Raw genomic sequence first — 22980 nt, 5'->3', positions numbered from 1 at the left:
GATATGTCTAACCGGCTCCCACTGTCGCAGTGGGAGCGGTTGGATGATTGATCGGTTTGTTTCAACTGAAGATGGACTCGAAGGAATAACCACTACTTTCCAGGATTTCCTTCAAGCGCTTCAACCCGTCCATCTGAATTTGCCGAACCCGTTCGCGAGTTACGCCTAATTCCAACGCGACTTGTTCCAGTGTGGCGTTTTCGAAACCGCACAAGCCGTAGCGCCGGCAAATCACCTCGCGTTGCTTCTCGGCCAATTGGTACACCCAATAGGTGACGTTGTTTTGGATGAAATCGTCTTGCAGTATTTCCGCAGGATTACGGCTTTCTTCCTCGGATATGGTTTCCAGCAACGGTTTATCGAAATCCTTACCGAAAGAAACGTCGACCGATGTCACCCGTTCGTTCAGTTTCAGCATTTTACTGACGGTTTTCGCCGGTTTGTCCAGATGTTTGGCAATTTCGTCGACCGTCGGTTCGTGGTCAAGCTGTTGCGCCAGATTCCGTTGCGCTTTCAGATAGATATTCATTTCCTTGACGATGTGGATCGGCAAACGAATCGTCCGGGTCTGGTTCATAATCGCCCGCTCGATGGTTTGTCTAATCCACCAAGTGGCATAGGTGGAAAAACGGAAACCGCGGTCCGGATCGAATTTTTCTACGGCCCGGATCAAACCCAGGTTGCCTTCCTCGATCAAATCGAGCAACGGTAAGCCTCTGTTCAAATAGCGGCGGGAAATCTTGACCACCAAGCGCAGATTGCTTTCGATCATGATTTTTCGTGCTTGCGGGTCGCCCTGCTGGGTGCGTTTGCCGTATATTTTTTCCTCGTCGGCAGTCAATAACTGGGATTTACTGAGTTCGTTGAGATAAGCGCGCGTCGCGTCGAAGCCGCTGTCGCTCTGCGAATCGTTGCTCTCTATCTCTGCAAGTTTGAAAGTTTCGGTAGGATCGACTTCAACTACTTCGTCCTCCACATCCTCAAAAGAAATAAAATCCGGAATATCCATATCTTTTATTACGTCTAAAGTTTCTTCCATCATGATTAATCTCCCAGGTATTTTGGCTTGCCGATTCAATTATTATTTATTATCCAGCCGGATAACCGTTCTTCCTTTTTAAAACCTCTTTATGCCTTTGGCCCGAAGCGCCCTGTTTTCGTTGGTTAAGTAACTTGAAAACCCGGGTCTCCAAGTGGCCGGCCATGCTTATTGTTGGAGGGTCGATACGGCCACTGACCTTAACGGCGAGTCGCAGTATAACTTTAAAAGTTTCGTGTTATAAATTGAATTTATTGCTTTTTTTGCGGCACACATCTCTTTTTTTAATTTTATTTTAATCTGTGCCGCGTTCGCTTTTGCCGCCGCCTCCGACGCTAAACCGGTAAAAATTCGAGCCAGCACTAAAATATCGAAAAAAGATAGTGACGGATCTCACGCTTATCTAAAACAAGCCGCATCTCGAAAAACCAATTGCGCGCCAGCCGGCAAGCCAAATTAGCGGCCGAGCAGGATTTTTTTAGCCAGGTTGATTTGTGCAGCCAAATAATCGGAGCCGCCGCGATCGGGGTGCATTTTGGCAATCAAGATACGGTGGGCGGCGACAATTTCCTGTTCGGTGGCACCGGGCTTTAAACCGAGGATTTGCAAAGCCTGCTCTCGAGTCATGTCAGGCCCTGGCGCGCGGGGCGGCTGGCGACGGCGATCATCCGGACTTTCCTTGAATATCCGCCACAGCCGGTGCAGTTGCGGCGCATAGTTCATTAGCACCGGCATGAGTCTGACTATAAATGCCAGCAGCACGCCCAACAACGCGACCAAACCGTTCAGTTTCCCGGTCAACAACGCTAGCGCCAGCAAGACGACCGCCAGAATCCAAAGAACGCGGCGAAATTGGCGACGAAGCGCAGCCGACGGCGTCGTTGTGTACCAGCGGTAGGCCAAAACTCCGATTATCAGCGCCAACAGTATTCCGATCCGTACCATTCCAGTCTGGTCCTTTCTCTACACCGGCCGGCATAATAACTTAGAATAGCGCCGGTTAGGTTAACGACGAATTTCTCATGCCCCTTTCTTGCCCTCCGGTCCTGGGCTTTGCAGCCTTCAGCGGCACCGGCAAAACCACACTGTTGGCAAAATTGATCCCGTTGCTGAAAGCGCATGCGCTAAGAATCGGTGTGATCAAGCACAGCCACCATGATTTCGAAATCGACAAACCCGGTAAGGACAGCTTCGAGTTGAGAAAAGCCGGAGCAAGCCCGGTGCTGCTGGTCTCGCAATATCGGCGCGCAATCGTGGAAGAACTGCCGCCAACCGCCGACGTGAAATTGGCCGATCAATTGGCCGCTTTGTCCGGCATCCAACTCGATTTAGTGTTGGTGGAGGGATTCAGAGACGAAACGTTTCCGAAAATCGAGTTGCATCGACCGGCACTGGGTAAGCCCTTACTGTACCCGCACGATCCGTGGATCATCGCCGTAGCCAGCGATCGGCCGTTGCCGACTCCGCCCGACCGACCCTGTTTGGATTTAAACGATCCTAAAGCCATAGCCGATTTTATCCTGCACCCATTTTTGAGCCATTCCCAGTGAACGATATCTGCTTCCCCCCGCAAAACGCGCTGCTTTCCGCCGAGCAGGCACTGTCGCGAATCAGTCAAACCATGCAGCCGGTATCCGGCGCGGAAATCGTCGACTTGAATCGGGCTTTAGGGCGAACCTTGGCCGAAGACGTCTTTGCGGCAATCGACATGCCGCCGCAACGGAATGCGGCAATGGACGGCTACGCCTTCGCCGCCGCCAGCCTATCCGGAGCAGCCGATTTCCGCCTACGCATGGTCGGCACTGCCTGGGCCGGCAAACCGTTTAACGGGACGCTCGGCCTGGGCGAATGCGTACGCATATTCACCGGCGCCGTGGTTCCTGACGCGGCCGACAGCGTGGTCGCCCAAGAGCAAACCGGTGCCGAGGCCGATCAGATTTCGTTTTTCGCGCCGTGCCTTTTTCAAAAGAATATCCGCCCGGCCGGCAGCGACTTCAAAGCCGATGAATTGCTGTTGCAGGCGCCGAAAAAGCTGACTCCGCGCGATATCGGCTTATTGGCTGCGGCCGGCATCGCTGCAGTCAAGGTCAGGCGCCGCCTGCGGATCGGCTTTTTTTCCACCGGCGACGAATTGGCGCCGCTCGGAGCCGAATTGGATGTCGGCCAAATCTACGATAGCAACCGGTATTTGCTGGCGGCCATGCTGGACGACCCGAACTTCGAAGTCCATGATCTGGGCACGGTCAAAGACGATCCGCTGGCGTTGGAGGCCACGTTGATCGGTGCCGCGGCGAACCACGACGCCCTGGTGTCGACCGGCGGCGCGTCGGTGGGAGACGCCGATTACGTCAAGCAGGTTTTGGAAAAATGCGGACAAGTCAATTTCTGGAAACTGGCGATCAAACCCGGCAAGCCGTTGGCCTTCGGCAAGATAGGCGACTGCTGGTATTTCGGTTTACCCGGCAATCCGGTCGCGGTGCTGGTCACCTACCACAAATTTGTAAAACCCGGTCTCGACTGCCTGCTCGGCGACCTACCTCGTCCGCCGTTACAGTTACGGGTTCGGAGCGACAGCCAACTGCGCAAAGTACCGGGCCGCAGCGAATACCAGCGCGGTATTTTGAAACAGGGCGAGAACGGCGAGCTCACGGTAGCAACGGCCGGACCGCAAGACTCCCACCAACTGAAAGTTGCCAGTATGGCCAATTGTTTTATCGTGCTGGACGCCGACTGCGATGGCGTTAGCCGCGGCGACTGGGTGCTGGTGGAGCCGTTTACGCTCGAGTTGTAACGTCTATTCTGCAAACGGCGGGGAACCGTATCTGCGCCGTTTGCGTGGGGCCAATAAACTAAGCGCTGGCCGCCGCCAGTTCGCCTAAATAACCGTGCTTGCGGGCCAGATATTCGTCGACAAAGGCCTGCATCGGTTCGGCCTCGTAATCGCGCAAGCCGCTGACGGCCAGTTTCTTGAATCCGGAGCCGACGACCTCGCCGTTCGCCTGAATTTGAAAATACAGATAAGCCGTGGCGCGCTTGCCGTTGACTTCCATTTTCGGCTCCAGCATTTCCAGCTTGGGCTTCACGAAATCCAGCCGACTCAGGTTTAAAGTCATGCTTTCGTATATGACTAACGGCCGGTCGATGTTGAACATCACCTTTTCTTTGGCCAGCAAAGGTACCAACACGTAAGGGAAATTCTGCCCGGAGAACGCCACGTAATCGCGGATCAATGTTTCGATTAAATCGGCGTCCCGCGTCACCTCGCCGGAACGTTCGATTTGCAGATAGGTTTTTCCCTGGTTATCGGTGACATCGATCCGTTCCGCGTCGCTGTCGGGAAAATTCAACAATACGCCGTGGCCGACCATCCCGGAAAACGTGAAATGCATATTGCGGCTGAGGCCGTACTTTTCCAGCACCAAGGAAAACAGCAAATCGCCGGGTACGCAAAAACGTTTGGCATCTTCGTCGTGTAGCGGATTGAAGTCGTGCGCCACTTCTTTGGCGAACATACTGGCTTGTGCGGCGCTGATGGCGACACAGCCGTCCTGGATTGCATAGAATTCTTTTAAAAACATAAAGTTATTTTTTATTAATAGCGTGGAACTGAAGAATCGCAGACTAACGACCACGCGTCTATACCGCCGCGCAGATTGATCAAACGTTGAAAACCGGCGTGTTGCAAGTAATTGCAGGCTTGTTGGCTGCGCATGCCGTGGTGGCAAATGACGACGATATCCCGATCGGACGGTATCTCGTCCTGCCTTTGCGGTATTTGCTGTAATGGAATTAATACGCTGCCGGCAATTTTGGCATAAGCGAATTCATGCGGCTCGCGCACGTCGAGCAACATGACTGGTGCCTCATCCTGTAAACGTTGGCGAAGTTGTTCCGGCGTGTATTGGCTTATCGGCATATGAATCGTTCCAGTCTGGTGAGCGCGGCGGCCATTCTATCGACTGAAGCGGTATATGCAAACCGAATATGGCGATTGGCCAGATGTGCGCCGAAATCCTTGCCGGGCGTTACCGCCACCCCTTCGGTTTCCAACAGGCGCTTGGCAAATTCGAAACTATCGTCGCAGAATTCGCTGCAATCGGCGTAGATGTAGAACGCACCTTGCGGTTTGCAGGCGATTTTAAAACCCAAACTCAGCAATTTATCGTAGAGAAAGTCGCGGCGCCCAGCCAACTCGTCGCGCCGCCGCAGCAACTCGGCCATGTTTTCCGGATTGAACGACGCCAGCGCCGCATACTGGGAGTGGGTGGACGTGGCGATGAAAATATTCTGCGCCAATTTTTCCACCGCATCGACGAACTCGTCCGGCACCACCAGCCAGCCCACCCGCCAACCGGTCATGCCGAAAAATTTGGAAAAACTGTTAATGACGAAGACTTCGTCGCTGAATTGCAGAGCGCTGGCGGCCGGATCGCCGTATACCAGGCCGTGGTAAATTTCGTCGGAATAAAAGCAGCCGTCCAGCGCTCTAACTTCCGCTATCGCCGCTTGCAAATCGGTATTGCCAATCATAGTTCCGGTCGGATTGGACGGCGAAGCGATCAGCGCACCTTTACATTGCGGTTGCCAGTGCCGGCGAATCAGCTCGGCATTCAGTTGGTAGTCGGTTTCGGCGCCGACCGGGACGAAATGGGTGCGGGCATCGAACAATCTGACGAAATTATCGTTGCAGGGATAGCAGGGATCGGCCATTAGAACCCGTTCCCCGGGATTCAGGCTGGCGGCAAACGCCAGCAGGAAGGCGCCGGACGCGCCGGGAGTGATGAATATCCGGCGCGGGTCCAGATCGACTCCGTATTGCGCACGGTAGAAATCGGCCACGGCGGCGCGCAGTTCGGGCAAGCCGGCCGCGGCAGTATATTTGACTTCGCCTTTGCCCAAAAAACGGTTGCCGGCTTCTAACACCAGCGGTGGCGTGGCGAAATCCGGTTCGCCGATTTCCATGTGAACGATGTCTCTGCCCTGCCGCTCCAACTCCTTGGCGCGCTGTAATAATTCCATCACATAAAACGAACTAATGCCGCGCATCCTGTCGGCGATGTGCTGTTTCATAATCCAGTATCCGGTTGGTGGCAAAGCTTTGGCATAATAACAAACTTCTTGCCTGCCCCCGGCTATTCTGATAAAAAGCCCCGATTTTTTCAGACCGCCAGGAGTCATTGGATGAACAACTCTAACCCTGCCGCAGCGGAATTTACTTTTAAGCCTTATGAGGAAAAAGAAGGCGAAGAGTACATGAACGAAGCGCAGTTAAAACATTTTTCCGCCATTTTGAACAAATGGAAGTCCGAACTGATGATGGAAGTGGACCGTACCGTTCACCACATGCAGGACGAAGCGGCAAACTTTCCGGATCCTAACGACCGTGCCACGCAAGAGTCCGAATTCAGCCTGGAGTTGCGTACCCGCGACCGCGAGCGCAAATTGATCAAGAAGATCGATGAGGCGCTGAAAGAAATCGAGTCCGGCAACTACGGCTACTGCGAAACCTGCGGTATCGAAATCGGTATTCGCCGCCTTGAGGCACGCCCGACCGCGACCTTGTGCATCGATTGCAAGACATTGGACGAAATCAGGGAAAAACAATTAGGCTAGATTCCCGTTCCACCCCTCCGTATATCGGCCGGTTTGCCCCCTCGCCCACCGGCCCGCTCCATCTCGGTTCTCTATACACGGCCCTGGCCAGTTATCTCGACGCCCGCCGCCGAAACGGCCGCTGGCTATTGCGCATCGATGATTTGGATACTCCGCGCAACATGCCGGGCGCGGCGGAACGGATTATGGATTGTCTGGCGGCTTTCGGCCTGCATTGGGACGGCGAAGCCGATTTTCAAAGCCGGCATGCGCTGCAATACCAACAAGCAATCACAGATTTAAAGAAGCGCGATCTGCTCTATTCCTGCAGTTGCAGCCGCAGTTTATTGGCTGAAGCCGGTCCCATTTATCCGGGCTATTGCCGGACGCGGCACTATCCAACCGATCAACCCGCGGCGCTGCGGGTCAAGACTTCACCGGCTGAAATCGAATTCGTCGACGGATTGCAAGGCATAATCCGGGAAAATATCGGCGAACGGCACGGCGACTTTATTATCTTGCGCAAGGATCTGATCGTCGCCTACCAATTGGCCGTCGTGGTGGACGATTACCGGCAGGGCATCACCCACGTCGTACGCGGCTGCGACTTGCTCGATTCGACACCGAAACAAATATACTTGCAAAAATTGCTCGGCTACCCGGTGCCGGAGTACCTGCATCTGCCGATCATCGTCGATCGCGCCGGACAAAAACTCAGTAAACAAAGCCGCGCGGAAGCGGTGGCGGCGACGTCGGCGAACCAAACGCTGTTCATGCTGCTAAGCTTACTCGGACAAAATCCGCCGCCAACGCTGAAACGGGCCGAAATTCCGGCAATATTGGATTGGGCCGTTGCCCATTGGGTACCGGAACGTTTAAGCGGAATTCGCAGCGTCGGCATCGATACGCCGCCCAGTAACCAGACTTAGCACAAGGAGTAAAACATGTCAGATCAAAAAACCTACCCGGTGCCGGCCAAGATTGCGGCCAGCGCACATATCGATGCAGCGGCATATCAGCGGTTGTACCGGCAATCGGTAGAGCAACCGGAGGTTTTTTGGGCCGAACAAGCGGAACTGTTTTTGGATTGGCAAGAACCGTGGCACAAAGTACTGCAATACGACTACCCCAAAGGCGAAATTCAATGGTTTGTCGGCGGCAAATTGAATGTCACCGTCAACTGTCTGGACCGCCATCTAGCCAAGCGCGCCGACCAAATCGCCGTGATCTGGGAAGGCGACGATCCTGCCGACAGCCGCACGCTGACCTACCGCGAATTGCACGAGCAGGTCTGCAAATTCGGCAATGTCTTGAAAGCGCAAGGAGTCGAAAAAGGCGACCGGGTCTGCATCTATCTGCCGATGATCGCCGAAGCGGCGGTAGCGATTCTGGCCTGTGCGCGGATCGGCGCGGTGCATTCCATCGTCTTCGGCGGCTTTTCGGCCGATGCGTTGCGCGATCGGATAATCGACGCCGATTGCCGCTTATTGATTTGCGCTGACGAGAGCTACCGCGGCGGCAAAATTGTCCATTCCAAGCTGAACGTCGACAAAGCCGCCGACCAGTGTCCGAATTTGCGCAAAGTCATCGTCATCAAACACACCGGCCACGATATCCCCTGGCATGAAGAACGCGATATTTGTTACCACACGGCGATGGCGACCGCTTCCGCCGAGTGTCCGCCGGAAATGATGGACGCCGAAGATCCCTTGTTCATCCTCTACACCTCCGGCTCCACCGGCCAACCGAAAGGCGTGTTGCATACCACCGGCGGTTACTTGCTGTACGCGGCAATGACGCACAAATACGTATTCGACTACCAGGAAGGCGATATCTATTGGTGTACCGCCGATATCGGTTGGATCACCGGCCATTCCTACGTGTTGTACGGTCCGTTGTGCAACGGCGCGACGACGCTGATGTTCGAAGGCGTACCGACCCATCCGCATCCGGACCGGTTCTGGCAAGTCATCGACAAGCACCGGGTTAATATTTTTTACACCGCGCCGACCGCGATCCGGGCGCTGATGGCGCAGGGCGACGAATTCGTCAATCGTACCCAACGCACCTCGCTGCGTATTCTCGGCAGCGTCGGCGAACCGATCAATCCGGAAGCCTGGGAATGGTATTACCACGTGGTCGGCAACAAGCGCTGCCCGCTGGTCGACACCTGGTGGCAAACCGAAACCGGCGGCATTTTAATCACACCGCTACCCGGTGCTACAACCTTGAAACCGGGTTCGGCCACTTTGCCCTTTTTCGGCGTACAGCCGGCCATTCTGGATCAGGACGGCCACGAACTGGCAGGCGAAGCCGAAGGCATCCTGGTGCTGACCCATCCCTGGCCGGGCCAGGCCCGCACTATTTACGGCGACCACCAACGTTTCGTCGACACCTACTTCAGCAAGTTTCCCGGCTACTATTTTGCCGGCGACGGCGCCCGCCGCGATCAAGACGGCTATTACTGGATCACCGGCAGGATAGACGACGTGCTGAACGTCTGCGGCCACCGGCTTGGAACCGCCGAAATCGAAAGCGCACTGGTCTTGCACGATCTGGTGGCCGAAGCCGCTGTGGTCGGTTTTCCGCATCCAATCAAAGGCCAAGGTATTTATGCCTACGTCACGTTGAACGTGGGCATCGAAGGCAGCAGTAGCCTGAAGGGCGAACTTAAAGACTTGGTTCGCGAAGAAATCAGCGCCATCGCGCTGCCCGACTTGATCCAATGGGCGCCTAGCCTGCCTAAAACCCGCTCCGGTAAAATCATGCGCCGAATTCTGCGTAAGATTGCCGCCAACGAATTTCACGACTTGGGCGATACCTCGACTTTGGCCGATCCGTCGGTGGTCGAACAATTGATCGCCAACCGCTTGAAATTGCCCTAAGGTGAAACTTCGCCTCGGCCTGGCCTATATCGGCGTGGTGTTGATCTGGACCACGACGCCGCTGGCCATCCAATGGAGCAGTATAGGCGCCGGCTTCGTATTCGGCGCCGCGGCGCGGATGAGCATCGGCCTCAGTTGCCTGCTGTTGTTAAGTTTAGTGTTGCGGCAGCCGATACCGTTGCACCGGCCGGCTTTGGCCAGCTATTTCGCCGTGGCGGTACAACTATACGGTAGCATGTTGGTAACCTATTGGTCGGCGCAATTTGTGCCTTCCGGCTGGATTTCGGTGATTTTCGGCCTCAGCCCGTTCATGACCGCGTTCATGGCGGCAGCCTACTTGAAAGAACGCAGCCTCGGTTGGGGCAAATTGTTCGCTTACAGCCTGGGGGTTTGCGGCCTGCTGGTGATGTTCAATTCGGCGCTGGAATTGCATCAGCAAGCAATGGCCGGCCTGATCGGCGTGCTGGCCGCCACCTTCATCCATGCCGCGAGCGCGGTGTGGGTCAAACAAATCGATGCCGGTCTTGGAGCGTTGCCGTTGGTCACCGGCGGCTTATCGCTTGCGGTGCCGCTGTACCTGGCGACTTGGTATGGTATGGACGGCTTGCTATTCCCGCAAAACATCGAGCCAAAGGCGCTGTATTCGATCATCTACCTCGGCGTGATCGCCACCACGCTGGGGTTTGCGCTGTATTACTTCGTGCTGAACAACATGCAGGCGACCAACGTCGCGATGATGAATCTGCTGACGCCGGTAATGTCGCTGTTTTTGGGTTATAGCGTGAATCAGGAACCGATCACGCCGACCACTTTGGCCGGCACGGCACTGATCATGTTGGCTCTGTTGATTTACGAAACGGTAAACCGACGGCAAGCCCGGAACGGCTGCGGCTAGCCGTTCCGGACGCCATCGTCAGATTTTAGCGGCGCGTTGTTTCAGATATTGGCCGAACTCTTGGTTGATTTCCTGGTGTAACAAGCCGTACTCGACGTTGGCTAACAGGAAACCGAATTTGGAACCGCAGTCGTAACGGTTGCCTTCGAATTCGTAAGACAGGACTTGTTCGTCTTTCATCAGCGCGGCAATGGCATCGGTCAACTGAATTTCGCCGCCGGCGCCGCGGCCGGTGCTCTCGATTTTCTGGAAGATCGCCGGCGTCAGGATGTAGCGGCCGACCACCGCAATATTGGATGGTGCTACTTCCGGTTTCGGTTTTTCGACAATGGAACTGAGCTTACCGACCCGCGGCGCGGTTTCGCTGTGCTCGACGATGCCGTATTTATGGGTTTCTGTAGGATCGACCCGCTCTACACCGAGGATACTGGATTGCTCTTTTTCGAACAGATCCACCATTTGCTTCAGACAGCCACGGCTGCCGTCTTCGATCAGGTCGTCCGGCAAAATAACCGCGAACGGTTCGTTACCGACCACCGGTTTGGCGCAATGCACGGCATGGCCCAAACCCAAGGCTTCCGCTTGGCGCACGAATACGCAGGATACGTGCGGCGGCAGCAAGTCGCGCAACATGTTTAGCAATCCGGTCTTACCGCTTTTCTCCAGTTCTTTTTCCAGTTCGTAGGATTTATCGAAATGGTTGGCAATGGATTCCTTGTTACGGCCGATTACGAACACCATGGTGTCGATGCCGGCCGCGACCGCTTCCTCGACTGCATATTGGATCAACGGCTTGTCGACGATAGGCAACATCTCCTTGGCGACGGCCTTGGTTGCCGGCAAGGAACGGGTGCCTAGGCCGGCGGCTGGGAAAACGGCTTTAGTGATTTTCTGGCTCATAGTGGCTCTTTTCAGGTTTCAGTTTGGTTTTGACGAATAAATAATGTGTGCCTAACCTTATGGCATTCTTATTTAATTAAACACTGTGGCTCCGCTATTTTAGGCGATAATGCCGTTTTATTTTTACCTGTCCGTACGAGATACCGCAATGACAAGAACGTTATGCACGCTTTTGGTGGCGTTAATCCCGGTAAAGTTGGCATTCAGCCAGGATTTGCTGGAGACCTTCCAATTGGCAAAAGCCAACGATCCCGATTTCAAAAGCTCGGATATCAACAAACTGGCGACGGCCGAAATCAAGTCGCAAAGTATTGCCCAAATGTTGCCGAATCTCTCGTTCAGTGCCAACAGCAGCCGTAACCGCCTGGAAAGTACCAGTTTCTTGGGTACCACGTTGCAGCACTACTGGGACAGCAAGCTGGGCTTCAACCTAAAACAACCGGTGTTTCACTGGGAACACTGGGTGCAATTGGATCAAGCCGACAATAAAATCGCCCAGGCCGAAGCCCAATTTCAGGCCAAATACCAGAATTTAATGCGGCGCACCGCGGAGGCCTACTTCAACATACTGGCGGCGCAAGACAACCTGGAATTTGCGGTCGCCGAAAAGAAAGCCATCGAAAAACAATTGGAACAAGCCAAGCAGCGGTTCGATGTCGGCATCATTGCCATTACCGACGTCTACGAAGCCCAAGCCGGTTACGACCGGGCGCTGGCCAGCGAAATCGAAGCGCAAAACCTGCTCGACAACAGCAAGGAGGCCTTGCGCGAAATCGTCGGCGACAACGCCGCCGAGTTGGACGGCTTACAGCCGGAAATTCCGCTATCGCCGCCGGAGCCGGAAGATTTGTCGTCCTGGGCCAATTCCGCCGAGAGCAACAATTTTTCGATCGTGGCCCAAATCAACCAGGCCGAATACATCAGAAAGAACATCGATTTGCAGGAGTCCAAGCACATGCCGACGCTGGATATCGTCGCCCAATACGGCGATATGGACACCGGTAACCGTTACGGTCTGCGCGGCAATAGCGAAAGTTTCGGCTTGCAGTTGAATCTGCCGCTGTACGAAGGCGGCGGCGTGTCGTCACGGGTACGCCAAGCCGAACATGAATACGAAGCCGCCAAGGAAGACCTGACCAAGGTCAAGCGTAGCGTGACCCGCGGCGTCAAAGACGCATTTCGTGGCATGGTTTCCAGCATCAGCCGGGTCAAAGCGCTGGATGCCACCAGCAAATCCGCAGACATGGCGGTACAAGCCGCTGAAGCCGGCTTTGAAGTCGGTACCCGCACGATGGTCGACGTATTGACCGAGCAACGCAACCTGTATAAAGCCAAAAGCGATTACGCCAGAAGCCGTTACGATTATCTAATCAACGGCATCAAATTGAAGGAAGCGGCCGGCAGTTTGAGCGAAGTCGATCTGGAAGTGGTCAACCAATATTTGCGGCAAGCAGCCGGCACGAAAAATTCCGAGTCCCGTTAAGTCCGAATCTCCCGGCGCTGGTGCCAGTGCCGGGGCAGCAAAGATCGCTGGGCCGGATCAAGCGAAAAGCGCCAGCGCCTTCTTCACCGTCGACCAAACGCCCCAGGACAGCGGCAACAAAACGTAAAGCCAGAATAACGCTACGGCCAACCGACTGGACGGTTTAGTGTCTTGCGAGTCGTTCATCGTTCCCCCCGTTATTGGTGTTAATGGTCTGAGTCGCCGACCGGATAAATGCCATCCAGCTCGTCGAAATCGCCGTGTTTCATATGGTGCTTTTCATGCACCGGCCGAATCGCCAGATTGGCGGCAAATCCCGCTAACAACAAACCGGCCATGATGTACATCGTCATGTTATAGGCTTCGGCTTTGGCCACGCCCTGGCCGATCTGATATTCGCGCAGATAATTCACCAACACCGGACCCAGCACGCCAGCCGTGGACCAGGCGGTTAACAAACGGCCGTGAATGCCGCCGACGAAACGGGTGCCGAAAATATCGGCCAGATAGGCCGGAATCGTCGAAAATCCACCACCGTACATACTCATGATCAGCGCATACAGCAACACGAACATTGCCATGTTGCCGGCCATGCCCATCGATGGAATCGTTGCGTAGAGCACCGCGCCGACCGCAAAAAAGATCATGTAAGTATGTTTGCGGCCCAAATAATCCGACGCCGACGACCAGAAGAAACGGCCGCCCATGTTGAACAAACTGAGCAAGCCGACGAAGCCCGCGGCGGCGGCCGGCGTCACCAAGCCTTTGAACATTTCTTGAATCATCACCGATGCCTGCCCCAACACGCCGATGCCGGCGCTGACGTTCAAGCACAACACCAGCCATAACAAATAAAACTGCGGCGTTTTCAGGGCCTGGTCGATATGCACGTGTTTGTCGGTAATCATTTTGTTGGCGGCAACCGGCGGCGTCCAACCCGCTGGCTGCCAACCTTCCGGCGGAATGCGGATAGTCAGGGCGCCGATCAGCATCGAACAAAAATACAAGCCGCCCATCACCAGAAAGGCTTCCATCACGCCGACCGAAGTCGCGGATTTGAACTTATCCATCAACAACACCGATAACGGAGCACCGATCATGGCGCCGCCGCCGAAGCCCATGATTGCCATACCGGTCGCCATGCCGCGCCGGTCCGGGAACCATTTGATTAAGGTCGAAACCGGCGACACGTAACCCAGGCCCAGACCGATGCCGCCGATCACGCCGTAGCCCAGGTAAAGTAAACCGATTTGATGCAGCTTGACCCCGAGTGCCGCGATCAAAAATCCGCCGCCGAAACAGCAGGCTGCAACGAACATGGTCAGGCGCGGGCCGACTTTTTCCAGCCATTTGCCGCCGAATGCCGCAGACAAGCCCAGAAATACGATCGCCAAGCTGAAAATCCAGCCCAACTCGGTCAATTTCCAATCGTCCGCCGTCGATGCGTCGATGCCGATAATACGCGTTAACGGATCGTTGAATACGCTGAAAGCATAAGCCTGGCCGATACACAGATGCACCGACAATGCCGCCGGCGGCGCCAGCCAACGGCTGTAGCCAGGCCGGGCGATAATGCGCTGTTTCGAGAAAAATCCTGCCATGTGCAAATTCCTTAATCGATTTTAAAAAACCAAGCCCGAAAGGTCGAAGACTGCAGCATTTTAACAAGGCTGCTAATTTCACTTCACCATTCTTGACGCTTAGATGGATTGCGGAAGCCATTGGAACAATGGCAAACGTTATATAAGCCGGACAATTTCGCAAGTTCCTTAGTCTGCTTGTCGGATAATGACTGATGCACTAGGCCTGCGGCGGCTTTGCCGATCATAAACCGCCGTTTCTATTACAAAAACAGTTTGTTAACCAATGATTGATTTATCTGTGCTTGCCTGATCCGTAAAACCTATATCTAGTTACCGATTCAAATTCCATCACAATATAAAGGCCATTTTCGATTTACAGGCGTGGTCGGTCCGCAGATTCCGGCGACTTTCCCAAGCAAACGTTGTTTACATTTGTATACAACGATATACACTAAGCCGATCAACCAAAAATACGGAGGGCAAAAATGGGTTTTATTGAAAATCGCCGGTTATTGGTAATCGTCGGGCTATTCGTTGCCAGTCAGGCCGTCAATGCCGCCACGGCTTTGGCCGCCGTAGCGGCAAACTTCACCAAGCCGATGACCGAAATCGCCGAAGCGTTCGAGAAATCCACCGGGCATACGGCGAAATTGTCTTTTGGCTCGTCGGGGAAATTTGTCGCGCAATTCGAAAACGGCGCACCGTTCGAAGTGTTCTTGTCGGCGGACGATAAGAGCCCGGCAAAACTCGAGGAATCCGGGTTGGCCGTGGCCGGTAGCCGCTTTACTTATGCGATCGGCAAATTGGTGTTGTGGTCGGCTAATCCGGATTTTGTCGATTCCCAGGGCCAAGTATTGAATTCGGGCAATTTCAAACACCTGGCGCTGGCCGATCCTAAACTCGCTCCCTACGGTGCGGCAGCGGTCGAAACATTGCAGAACCTCGGGCTGCTGAGCAAGCTGGAACCCTTATTCGTACAAGGCGAGAATATCGCCCAGACCCACCAATTCGTCAGTAGCGGCAACGCCGAATTAGGGTTCGTCGCCCTGTCCCAAGTAATTGAAAACGGCAAGATCGGATCCGGTTCGGGCTGGACGGTTCCGGCAAAACTTTATCAGCCTATTCTGCAAGATGCGGTATTGCTTAAAAACGGCGCCGAAAATCCTGCGGCCCAAGCCTTGTTAGAGTTCCTGAAATCCGATCAGGCTTTGGCCATCATTGAAAAGTACGGCTATGCGCTGCCCCCGGCGAAATAAAACCCTTTCCGCAGCGCACCATTGAACAACCGGAACCTTATGTGAAAACCAGTGCACGCAACCAATTTCGCGGCAAAGTCGAACAAGTACTGATCGGCACAGTTAATGCCGAGATTTACCTGAGCTTGCAAGGCGGCGCCAGTCTCGTCGCATCGATCACTAAAGATTCGGTGGCAACGCTCGGAATTGAAGTCGGCGTAGAAGTTACCGCTTTGGTGAAAGCTCCGCAGATCATCGTCGTCACCGAGTTCGGCGGTTATAAAATTTCCGCACGTAACCAACTCGCCGGAACCGTCGTTGCCGTCAAATCCGGTGCGGTCAATTCCGAAATCGACATCGAACTCAAAGGCGGCGAAATCGTCGTGGCAACGGTGACCAACGATAGCGTGGAAACATTAGGGCTGCGCGCGGGCAAACCGGCCACGGCGATATTCAAGGCCGGCGCCGTTATTCTGGCGGTGCAAAATTGATCGAGTTCCGGCATTTTTAGGCTGAGGTCAGTATGTTGTTGGACGTAAATGTAAAACTGCGGCGCGGCCATTTCGATTTGGCCACGCAAATGTCGATAGACGATGCCAGCGTTGGTTTGCTGGGCAAATCCGGCGCCGGCAAAAGCACGCTGCTCAGCTTGATCGCCGGCACCTTGCAACCGCAAAGCGGCCACATTAGTTTGAACGGCAAAATTTTGTTCGACAGCAAAAAAGGCATCGTCATGCCGCGCGAACAGCGGCCGATCGGCGCCGTGCTGCAAACCGATTGCGCCGACATCGCCGAAACGGTGCGCAACACGTTGCAGGCGACTTATTTTCGTACCTTAAAGCAACGGCGCTTGTTCAAGCCCGATTATCTGATCAATCTGCTGGAGTTGGGCGGCATTCTGGATAATCCGGTCCAGCTACTGTCCGGCGGCGAACGGCAGCGGGTGGCGTTAGCCCGTTCCCTGCTGAAATCGCCGAAATTGCTGCTGTTGGACGAAACCTTCGCCACGATTGGCGACGCTTACCGGATGCAATTGCTGCCGATACTGAAACGGCTGCTGGACGAATTCGGCCTGCCGGTGCTGTACGCCAGCCAGTCGGTCGGTGAAATCATCGAGCTTACCGACCAACTGGTGGTGCTCGAACACGGCCAAGTCATGCGTAGCGGTTCGCTCCGCGACATCGCCAAACAACACGGCGTGTTGCGCTATCTCGGCGTCCGCCAAATCGACAATATCCTGCCCATCACCATCCGCCACCATGACTTTCAAGCCGGTTGCAGTCTGGCCGACAGCGCCGGCGCCACGCTGATATTGCCGTTACGCCCGAACTTTGCGGTCGGCAGCCAAACCCAGATTTCGATTCGCGCCAACGATATTGCGTTGTCGCGCGCCTATATCGACGGCATTTCCATTCAAAACCAACTCAAGGGCCGGATCTGCGCCTTGATCCCCAACGGCGAAAGCCTGATCGTGCAAATCGATTGCGGCGGGACCTTGTTGGCGGAGATCACACCAGGCGCTTGCTCGAACATGGGCCTGGGCGAAGGCGACATCGTCTATTGCCTGATCAAAACCCACGCCATCGTTTATCTGGCCGAGCTGGACGATCTGCCCTACCAACGCGTAATCAGCCATGGCGACGGCTACTTTTACCTGAGTCCCGCAGCCGTCGAGCCGTTAACGCTTCCGGCGCATTAAAGCGCAACCGCGAGTCCGTCCCATCCTACCTACACCACGCTGAACGGCCCGATTCCGCTAAACCGGGCAGAGCGCCGACGGCTATCGGTTACAATCGTAGGTTTAAGCGGCATACGGAATAGATATGAGGCAGGCCTTTCGATCGCCATGGTGGCTGCCGGTGTTATCCGGCATTTTCATCGGTACCAGCTACATCCCCTTCCCTCCCTGGGCTTCCTTATTCTGTTTCGTGCCGCTTTGGCGGTTCTGGCAAGGCCAACAACGGCTGCGGCCGGTCTTGCTTAGCGGCGTGCTGACCAGCTTTATTTATACCTTGATCGGCTTCAACTGGGTGACCTACACCCTGCACGAATTCGCCAATGTCAATTGGCTGGTCGCCGGCATCGGTATGCTGATCTTCGCCGCATTCGGCCACCTGTTCTTACCGATTGCCGGATTGGCATGGTTTTATGCTCGCCGAATTCTGGGCGTTGGCCCCGGAATATCGATGGCGCTGATGGCCGCCATCACCGCATTGGCCGAATTTTACGTACCGATGCTGTTCAAATGGAATTTCGGCTATAGCTGGTACGGTGCCGGTTTTCCGCTGTACCAATGGGCGGAAATCGTCGGCTTCGCCGGTTTAAGCATGCTGACCGTACTGGCCAATCTGGCGGCGCTGTACGCTTGGGACAATCGGCGGCAGCGCGGCGGCAAAGCCGCGGCATTCGCAATCGTGCTTGGCTTTGCCGGGCTGAATGCCGGCGGAAGTTGGTTGAAACAGCGGTTGCCGGCTGCCGACAGTGCGTTGGACGTGTTGCTGGTGCAAGCCAATATCGGTAACCTGCAAAAACAGTCGATGGAACACGGCAAAGGTTATCGCGCGGAAATTTTGACCCAATATTTCCAGGCCACCGACGCCGGTTTGGCGGAAAATCCGGACGTCGACTTCGTTATGTGGTCGGAAACCGCATTCCCGGCCCTGTTAGGCGGCGAATACAACCAATCGCAGTACGCCGAACTATTACAAACCTTTGTACGCAATCGGCAATTGGCCTTGCTGACCGGCGCATACGCCAAAGACCAGCATAATGCCATCACCAATTCCTTGTTTGTCGTCGACGAAACCGGCACGGTCACCGAGCCGCATTACAGCAAAACCATCTTATTGGCCCTGGGCGAATACATTCCGTTCGCCGACGTGTTGCCGTGGTTGAAAACCGCGTTACCGATGGTTAGCCAATTCGGCCGCGGGCCGGGACCGACCCTGTTGCTGCACTTGAACGGCTTCGACATGGGGCCGCAAGTTTGCTACGAAAGCTTATTCCCGGAGTTTTCCAAAGGGCTGGCCGATCTGGGAGCGCAGTTTATCGTCAACGTCACCAACGATTCCTGGTACGGCACCTGGCAAGAGCCTTACCAACATTTATATATGACGCTGGCGCGCGGCGTTGAATTCAGGCGGCCGGTGCTGCGCGCCACCAACACCGGCATTTCCACGGTCGCTCTAGCCGATGGCGAGGTGTTTCCGTTGTCGCCTCTGAACAAAAGCTGGGCCGGCAGCTACCACGTCCCGTTCTTGAAACAACCCGCTAGCACATTTTACCAACGCCATTTCTATCTAATGCCGGGGCTGCTTTGGGGCGGTTTGATCGTGTTAACCATGGCCGGTTTATGGGAGAGGGCGGGAAAATCCGGCGCTAGCGCGGGCGAAACCTAACTGACAGGCAAAAAAAATCCGGCTATAAGCCGGATTTGAGGGGAGGAAGTTATTGCACTGAACATCTCTGCAATGGCGCGTATATTATCAGTAATTTCTTATATTAAGAATGCGGCATATTGTCACGCGACAAGTTGCCACATTGTCCGAAAGTACAAGCTGAGGCTATTGCCCGAAATAAGCCAGCAGAAAATTGATGAACGTGGTCAACTTGGCCGGGTAGAACCGGCGTTGTAAATAAGTGGCGTATATCGCCAAGGCCGGCCGCCGGTATTCGCGCAAAATCTCGACCAACTCGCCGTTTTGCAAATGCGGCGCAACCGATAAGCGCGGTGCCTGGACGATGCCCATCCCCATCGCCGCGGCTTGGCACAATGCCCGGCCGTTGTTGGAGGCCAGCATCCAGTCGGATTTGACCCGTTTCAATTCGCCGTTCACGTCGAACAGCCAATAATCGCCGTGCGGAGTATCCACGTAATGTAAGCATTGGTGGCCGCTTAATTCATCAATCGTTTGCGGACAACCTTTCTCCGCCAGATATTTGGGCGCGGCATAGGTGCCTAATTCGGTTTCCGCTATCTTCCGCGCCACCACCCCCGGATCCAGGGTATCGGTGACCAACAACGAAATATCGAAGCTGCCTACCCGCAAGTTGGGCGGCTTGTTATCCAAAGACATCAAGATTCTGACTTCCGGATACTTTTTTAAATAAGCCTCGATGGCCGGCACCATATACATGCCGCCGAAATCGATAGGCGCACTGATTTTGATGGTACCTTTGACCCGCTCCCCCAATTGCGCCGTCGACGATTCCAGATCGGCCAAATCCTCCAGCAACTGTTTGCTGCGGTGGTAATAGGCTTCGCCGGCACTGGTGAGGCTCAAGCTGCGCGTGGTCCGGTGCAACAAAACCACGCCCAACGATGCCTCCAATTGCGCGATATATTTGCTGACCATCATGGTGGAGAGCTTTAGTTCGCGGGCGACGGCGGAAAAGGTTCCCAATTCGACGATACGGCAAAATACCCGCATATTGTTAAACTTATCCATCTGTCCGGCGCTTTATAAACTTGAGATTTATATTTTATATCATTTAAAAAGCTCAACGTATAATCTTATATCAGCGTATAAGCTCAAAAATCTTTTCATAACTAATTGATTTTCAATCATTTTGTTGAAATGCTGAAATTATCGGGTATTGGGAGGTCCAAATCCATCAAGCTACTGTACGGGTCTGATTGGGTTCCAGCCTGATAAAAATGTGTATATTTTTCAGGTTTTTTTGAAGTTGATTGGTTTTTATAAGATGTATGGTTGTCGCCATTTAATATGTCTCTGGCACGTTTTGAGACATCAGCTTTTGCTAAGTGAGCATACCTTGCCGTCATTAAAATGTTGCTGTGGCCTAAGATATTTGACACCTCATAAAGTGGCATTCCTGCCTGTACAAGCCGTGTTGCTGCTGTGTGCCGCATCGTATGAAGTGTGCAGTCCTCTAAGCCAGCTCTTTTTATAGCAGAGCGAATTCCAGCAACTGATTTTTTACTGCTTCCATTTCTGTCAGTAAAGATGAATTCGCTTGAACGAGATTTCATACGTCTGTTCAAAACGTTTTTAATTCTGTCAGTCATATGCAAGATGCTTTCATTTCCAACTTTTGAGCGATAAAGCGAGATTGTGCCAGTTTTTAAGTTAATGTTTTCCCAACGTAAAGTAGTTATCTCTGACAGCCTTGCGCCAGTGTCAAGCAGTAGTATGCAAAGGTCATAGTTGTCTTGTTGATAAGATCGAATTAAATTGTCGTTTTCATTGACAATGTTTCTTGAAGGATCAAGTTCTTTTAACAGCTTTTCCTCTTCAGCTTGGAGGGTGTCCTGAATTTTGTGTAAACGGGATTTAATTATCGATTGGGCATCCTGTCTTCAAACTGAATGCTAAACCGATTCAAAGCCGCTTTCCAGTCATGCAACGGCATGGTCCATTTTTGACTGATATTCATCAGGGCCAAATAGAACAATTTCGACAAGGCTTCATCACTGGGAAATGAGCCGCGATTCTTGGTGATTTTCCGCAAACTCATGTTCACCGACTCGATCGCATTCGTAGTGTAAATGATGCGGCGTATCTCGGGCGGATAGTCGAAGAAGGGAATGATTCTATCCCAATTACGTCGCCAAATTTGAGCAATGGGCGGGTAGGCCTCGTTCCACTGCGTCTCGAACTCAGCCAGCCTTTGCTCTGCTTCAACGACGCTGGCGGATTGGTATATTCGTTTGAGATCGCCGGCGATCTGTTTACGCATTTTCCAACTGACATAGTTCAGGCTGTTGCGGACTAGGTGGACGATACACAGTTGGACGGCGGCGTGTGGATAGACGGTTTCAATCGCTTCCGGGAAGCCTTTCAAACCGTCGACACAGGCAATGAAGATGTCTTGCACGCCGCGATTCTTGAGGTCTGTCACGACCTGTAACCAAAACTTGGCGCCTTCGGTTTGGGCGATCCACAAGCCCAGCACTTCCTTCTCTCCTTGCAGGTTAATCCCTATGGCCAGATAAACGGCCTTGACACGAACGGCACCGGTATCGCGCACTTTGACGTGGATACAATCGAGATAAACGATGGGGTAAACCGGATCAAGCGGCCGCAATTGCCAGGCTTTGACTTCCTCAATCACGGCGTCCGTCACCGAGGAGATCAAGGTGGGTGAAACTTCAGTGCCATACAGTTCTTCCAGATGGCTCTGGATTTCCCTGACGGTCAGACCTCGGGCATAGAGTGAAATGATCTTGTCATCAAAGCCCGTCCAGCGGGATTGGTGTTTGCCAATGATTTGCGGCTCGAACTGACCATGACGATCACGGGGAATCTCAATCGGCAATGCGCCAAAATCGCCTTTGAGGGTTTTACGGCTCTTGCCATTGCGGGTGTTGCCGGTGGCGTTGCAGACTGACTCATGCTTGGCATGGCCTAAATGTTCAGTCATTTCGGCTTCTAAGGCTCGCTCGACCAAGGCCTTGGTGAGTTGTTTTAGCAGGCCATTTTCGCCCAGCAGGTCTTCAGGTTTTTGATAGCCCGACAATAAGGTATCAATTAGGTCGGTTGGGATGGCTTTTGGTAAGGTCATAGTTACTCCTCAAAGTAAGGGCAGTTTCCTGCCTAATGGCCGTTTACACAAAAATTCTTACACCCTCGTTCTAAGTGGTTGATGTCAAATACTTTATTTTATACTGTGAGTTTATATTTTATAAACTTTTCAGCATCTTTAAACCATTTTCGCGCTTCGTTAAAATTTGCCGTGGAGATAGTTGTTACACCGTCTGGCTCAGCAGTTTCGGCCAGACGTTTTTTCACCCACCGAGGTTATTATGAGCAAAATTCACAACGAAGTACTCCTAGCCAACCGCGAATACGCGTCCAGTTTCGATAAAGGCGGTTTGGCGATGCCGCCCGCTCGCCAATTCGCCATCCTGACCTGTATGGATGCCCGCCTGGACCCGGCTAAATACGCCGGCTTATCCGAAGGCGACGCCCACGTGATCCGCAACGCCGGCGGCCGCGCCAGCGACGACGCCATCCGTTCCCTGGTGATTTCCTATAAATTGCTGGGTACTAAGGAATGGTTCGTCATTCACCATACCGACTGCGGCATGGAAACCTTCACCAACGACATCATGAGCGATTTGCTGGCCAGCAGCCTGAAAACCGCCAGCGTAGATGCCAGCGGCTGGCACGACAGCGGCGACGGTCCCGGTTCCACCGACGGCAAATACATCAATTGGCTGACAATAAAAAACCAGGCCGAAAGTGTGTTGGAAGACGTCAAACGCATCAAAGCCCACTCGCTGGTACCGAGTTACATTCCGGTTTACGGTTACGTTTACGACGTCAAAACCGGACGTTTACTGGAAGTGCCGGAAGCGACTGCCGCCGGCCAAGCCAGCTAAAGTAAAATTAGTTCGATTCAAGA

The 22980-nt window shown here is 53.8% G+C and carries 23 protein-coding genes; 12 read left to right on the top strand and 11 right to left on the bottom strand.

Annotation, left to right across the window (positions count from 1 at the left end; genetic code table 11):
• Window positions 1–61: 61 nt before the first annotated feature.
• Both rpoS and MKFW12EY_RS11185 read right to left on the bottom strand, forming a co-directional pair.
• A complete protein-coding gene (gene rpoS / locus MKFW12EY_RS11190) occupies window positions 62–1042 on the bottom strand; it encodes an RNA polymerase sigma factor RpoS (RefSeq protein WP_054761411.1) in 981 nt (326 codons plus the stop codon).
• Window positions 1043–1495: 453 nt separating this feature from the next.
• On the bottom strand, window positions 1496–1963 hold the full coding sequence (locus MKFW12EY_RS11185; protein ID WP_245006281.1) for a J domain-containing protein: 468 nt from the start codon (window positions 1961–1963) through the stop codon (window positions 1496–1498).
• Between the two features lie 98 nt (window positions 1964–2061).
• On the opposite strand from MKFW12EY_RS11185, the gene mobB reads away from it, so the two are divergent.
• Together mobB and moeA are read left to right on the top strand one after the other, a co-directional pair.
• Window positions 2062–2589, top strand: coding sequence for a molybdopterin-guanine dinucleotide biosynthesis protein B (gene mobB / locus MKFW12EY_RS11180; protein WP_054761414.1), 528 nt, complete (start codon window positions 2062–2064; stop codon window positions 2587–2589).
• Window positions 2586–3830 carry a molybdopterin molybdotransferase MoeA gene (gene moeA, locus MKFW12EY_RS11175; protein WP_221052994.1) on the top strand — a complete coding sequence of 415 codons (1245 nt, stop codon included), beginning with the start codon at window positions 2586–2588 and terminating at the stop codon, window positions 3828–3830. The genes mobB and moeA overlap by 4 nt, the downstream gene beginning before the upstream one ends.
• 58 nt (window positions 3831–3888) lie before the next feature.
• Here the strand turns inward: moeA and MKFW12EY_RS11170 are convergent, their stop codons facing one another.
• The 3 genes from MKFW12EY_RS11170 to MKFW12EY_RS11160 are packed head-to-tail and all read right to left on the bottom strand — an operon-like array spanning window position 3889 to window position 6109.
• The gene (locus MKFW12EY_RS11170; protein WP_054761415.1) at window positions 3889–4617 is read right to left on the bottom strand and encodes a DUF3581 domain-containing protein; all 729 of its coding nucleotides are present in this window, start codon (window positions 4615–4617) and stop codon (window positions 3889–3891) included.
• A gap of 14 nt (window positions 4618–4631) precedes the next feature.
• Entirely contained in the window at window positions 4632–4955 is a 324-nt protein-coding gene (locus tag MKFW12EY_RS11165; RefSeq protein ID WP_054761417.1) for a rhodanese-like domain-containing protein, read from the bottom strand.
• Window positions 4946–6109, bottom strand: a complete 1164-nt coding sequence (locus tag MKFW12EY_RS11160; protein WP_054761419.1) for a pyridoxal phosphate-dependent aminotransferase — start codon at window positions 6107–6109, stop codon at window positions 4946–4948. The genes MKFW12EY_RS11165 and MKFW12EY_RS11160 overlap by 10 nt, the downstream gene beginning before the upstream one ends.
• A 111-nt stretch (window positions 6110–6220) precedes the next feature.
• On the opposite strand from MKFW12EY_RS11160, the gene dksA reads away from it, so the two are divergent.
• The 4 genes from dksA to MKFW12EY_RS11140 are packed head-to-tail and all read left to right on the top strand — an operon-like array spanning window position 6221 to window position 10411.
• Window positions 6221–6652, top strand: a complete 432-nt coding sequence (gene dksA / locus MKFW12EY_RS11155) for an RNA polymerase-binding protein DksA (protein ID WP_054761421.1) — start codon at window positions 6221–6223, stop codon at window positions 6650–6652.
• Entirely contained in the window at window positions 6601–7560 is a 960-nt protein-coding gene (gluQRS, locus tag MKFW12EY_RS11150) for a tRNA glutamyl-Q(34) synthetase GluQRS (protein WP_425334027.1), read from the top strand. The genes dksA and gluQRS overlap by 52 nt, the downstream gene beginning before the upstream one ends.
• Window positions 7561–7575: 15 nt before the next feature.
• Window positions 7576–9516 carry an acetate--CoA ligase gene (acs, locus tag MKFW12EY_RS11145; RefSeq protein ID WP_221052993.1) on the top strand — a complete coding sequence of 647 codons (1941 nt, stop codon included), beginning with the start codon at window positions 7576–7578 and terminating at the stop codon, window positions 9514–9516.
• Between the two features lies 1 nt (window position 9517).
• Window positions 9518–10411 (top strand): DMT family transporter, encoded by an 894-nt coding sequence (locus MKFW12EY_RS11140; protein WP_054761423.1) that lies wholly within the window; start codon window positions 9518–9520, stop codon window positions 10409–10411.
• Between the two features lie 18 nt (window positions 10412–10429).
• On the opposite strand, the gene galU is transcribed toward MKFW12EY_RS11140, so the two are convergent.
• Window positions 10430–11311, bottom strand: coding sequence for a UTP--glucose-1-phosphate uridylyltransferase GalU (gene galU, locus MKFW12EY_RS11135; RefSeq protein ID WP_221052992.1), 882 nt, complete (start codon window positions 11309–11311; stop codon window positions 10430–10432).
• 148 nt (window positions 11312–11459) lie between these two features.
• On the opposite strand from galU, the gene MKFW12EY_RS11130 reads away from it, so the two are divergent.
• The gene (locus tag MKFW12EY_RS11130; RefSeq protein ID WP_054761430.1) at window positions 11460–12794 is read left to right on the top strand and encodes a TolC family outer membrane protein; all 1335 of its coding nucleotides are present in this window, start codon (window positions 11460–11462) and stop codon (window positions 12792–12794) included.
• A gap of 57 nt (window positions 12795–12851) precedes the next feature.
• Here the strand turns inward: MKFW12EY_RS11130 and MKFW12EY_RS23185 are convergent, their stop codons facing one another.
• Entirely contained in the window at window positions 12852–12980 is a 129-nt protein-coding gene (locus MKFW12EY_RS23185; RefSeq protein ID WP_256360832.1) for an MFS transporter small subunit, read from the bottom strand.
• Window positions 12981–13000: 20 nt separating this feature from the next.
• Window positions 13001–14395 carry an L-lactate MFS transporter gene (locus tag MKFW12EY_RS11125; RefSeq protein ID WP_054761426.1) on the bottom strand — a complete coding sequence of 465 codons (1395 nt, stop codon included), beginning with the start codon at window positions 14393–14395 and terminating at the stop codon, window positions 13001–13003.
• 467 nt (window positions 14396–14862) lie between these two features.
• Between MKFW12EY_RS11125 and modA the strand changes: the two genes are divergently transcribed.
• The 4 genes from modA to lnt all read left to right on the top strand — a co-directional run bounded on the left by modA (window position 14863) and on the right by lnt (window position 19010).
• Window positions 14863–15633 carry a molybdate ABC transporter substrate-binding protein gene (gene modA, locus MKFW12EY_RS11120; protein ID WP_054761428.1) on the top strand — a complete coding sequence of 257 codons (771 nt, stop codon included), beginning with the start codon at window positions 14863–14865 and terminating at the stop codon, window positions 15631–15633.
• Window positions 15634–15674: 41 nt separating this feature from the next.
• Entirely contained in the window at window positions 15675–16103 is a 429-nt protein-coding gene (locus MKFW12EY_RS11115) for a TOBE domain-containing protein (RefSeq protein WP_221052991.1), read from the top strand.
• Between the two features lie 32 nt (window positions 16104–16135).
• On the top strand, window positions 16136–17311 hold the full coding sequence (locus MKFW12EY_RS11110; RefSeq protein WP_221052990.1) for a molybdenum ABC transporter ATP-binding protein: 1176 nt from the start codon (window positions 16136–16138) through the stop codon (window positions 17309–17311).
• A 124-nt stretch (window positions 17312–17435) separates the two neighbouring features.
• Window positions 17436–19010 (top strand): apolipoprotein N-acyltransferase, encoded by a 1575-nt coding sequence (gene lnt, locus MKFW12EY_RS11105; RefSeq protein WP_221052989.1) that lies wholly within the window; start codon window positions 17436–17438, stop codon window positions 19008–19010.
• A 165-nt stretch (window positions 19011–19175) separates the two neighbouring features.
• On the opposite strand, the gene MKFW12EY_RS11100 is transcribed toward lnt, so the two are convergent.
• The 3 genes from MKFW12EY_RS11100 to MKFW12EY_RS11090 all read right to left on the bottom strand — a co-directional run bounded on the left by MKFW12EY_RS11100 (window position 19176) and on the right by MKFW12EY_RS11090 (window position 22137).
• Window positions 19176–20060, bottom strand: a complete 885-nt coding sequence (locus tag MKFW12EY_RS11100; protein WP_221052988.1) for a LysR family transcriptional regulator — start codon at window positions 20058–20060, stop codon at window positions 19176–19178.
• A gap of 116 nt (window positions 20061–20176) precedes the next feature.
• Entirely contained in the window at window positions 20177–20803 is a 627-nt protein-coding gene (locus MKFW12EY_RS11095) for a site-specific integrase (RefSeq protein WP_425334042.1), read from the bottom strand.
• A 107-nt stretch (window positions 20804–20910) separates the two neighbouring features.
• Complete coding sequence (locus MKFW12EY_RS11090; RefSeq protein WP_221052987.1) at window positions 20911–22137, bottom strand: IS256 family transposase; 1227 nt, start codon at window positions 22135–22137, stop codon at window positions 20911–20913.
• Between the two features lie 241 nt (window positions 22138–22378).
• Here MKFW12EY_RS11090 and MKFW12EY_RS11085 point away from each other — a divergent pair, with 241 nt between their 5' ends.
• Window positions 22379–22957 carry a beta-class carbonic anhydrase gene (locus MKFW12EY_RS11085; RefSeq protein ID WP_054762896.1) on the top strand — a complete coding sequence of 193 codons (579 nt, stop codon included), beginning with the start codon at window positions 22379–22381 and terminating at the stop codon, window positions 22955–22957.
• The last annotated feature ends 23 nt before the right edge of the window (window positions 22958–22980 follow it).

Source organism: Methylomonas koyamae, assembly GCF_019669905.1.
Lineage (GTDB): Bacteria > Pseudomonadota > Gammaproteobacteria > Methylococcales > Methylomonadaceae > Methylomonas > Methylomonas koyamae.
The sequence above is the reverse complement of the archived record's forward strand: the minus strand, read 5'-3'. Positions and strand labels throughout refer to the sequence as shown.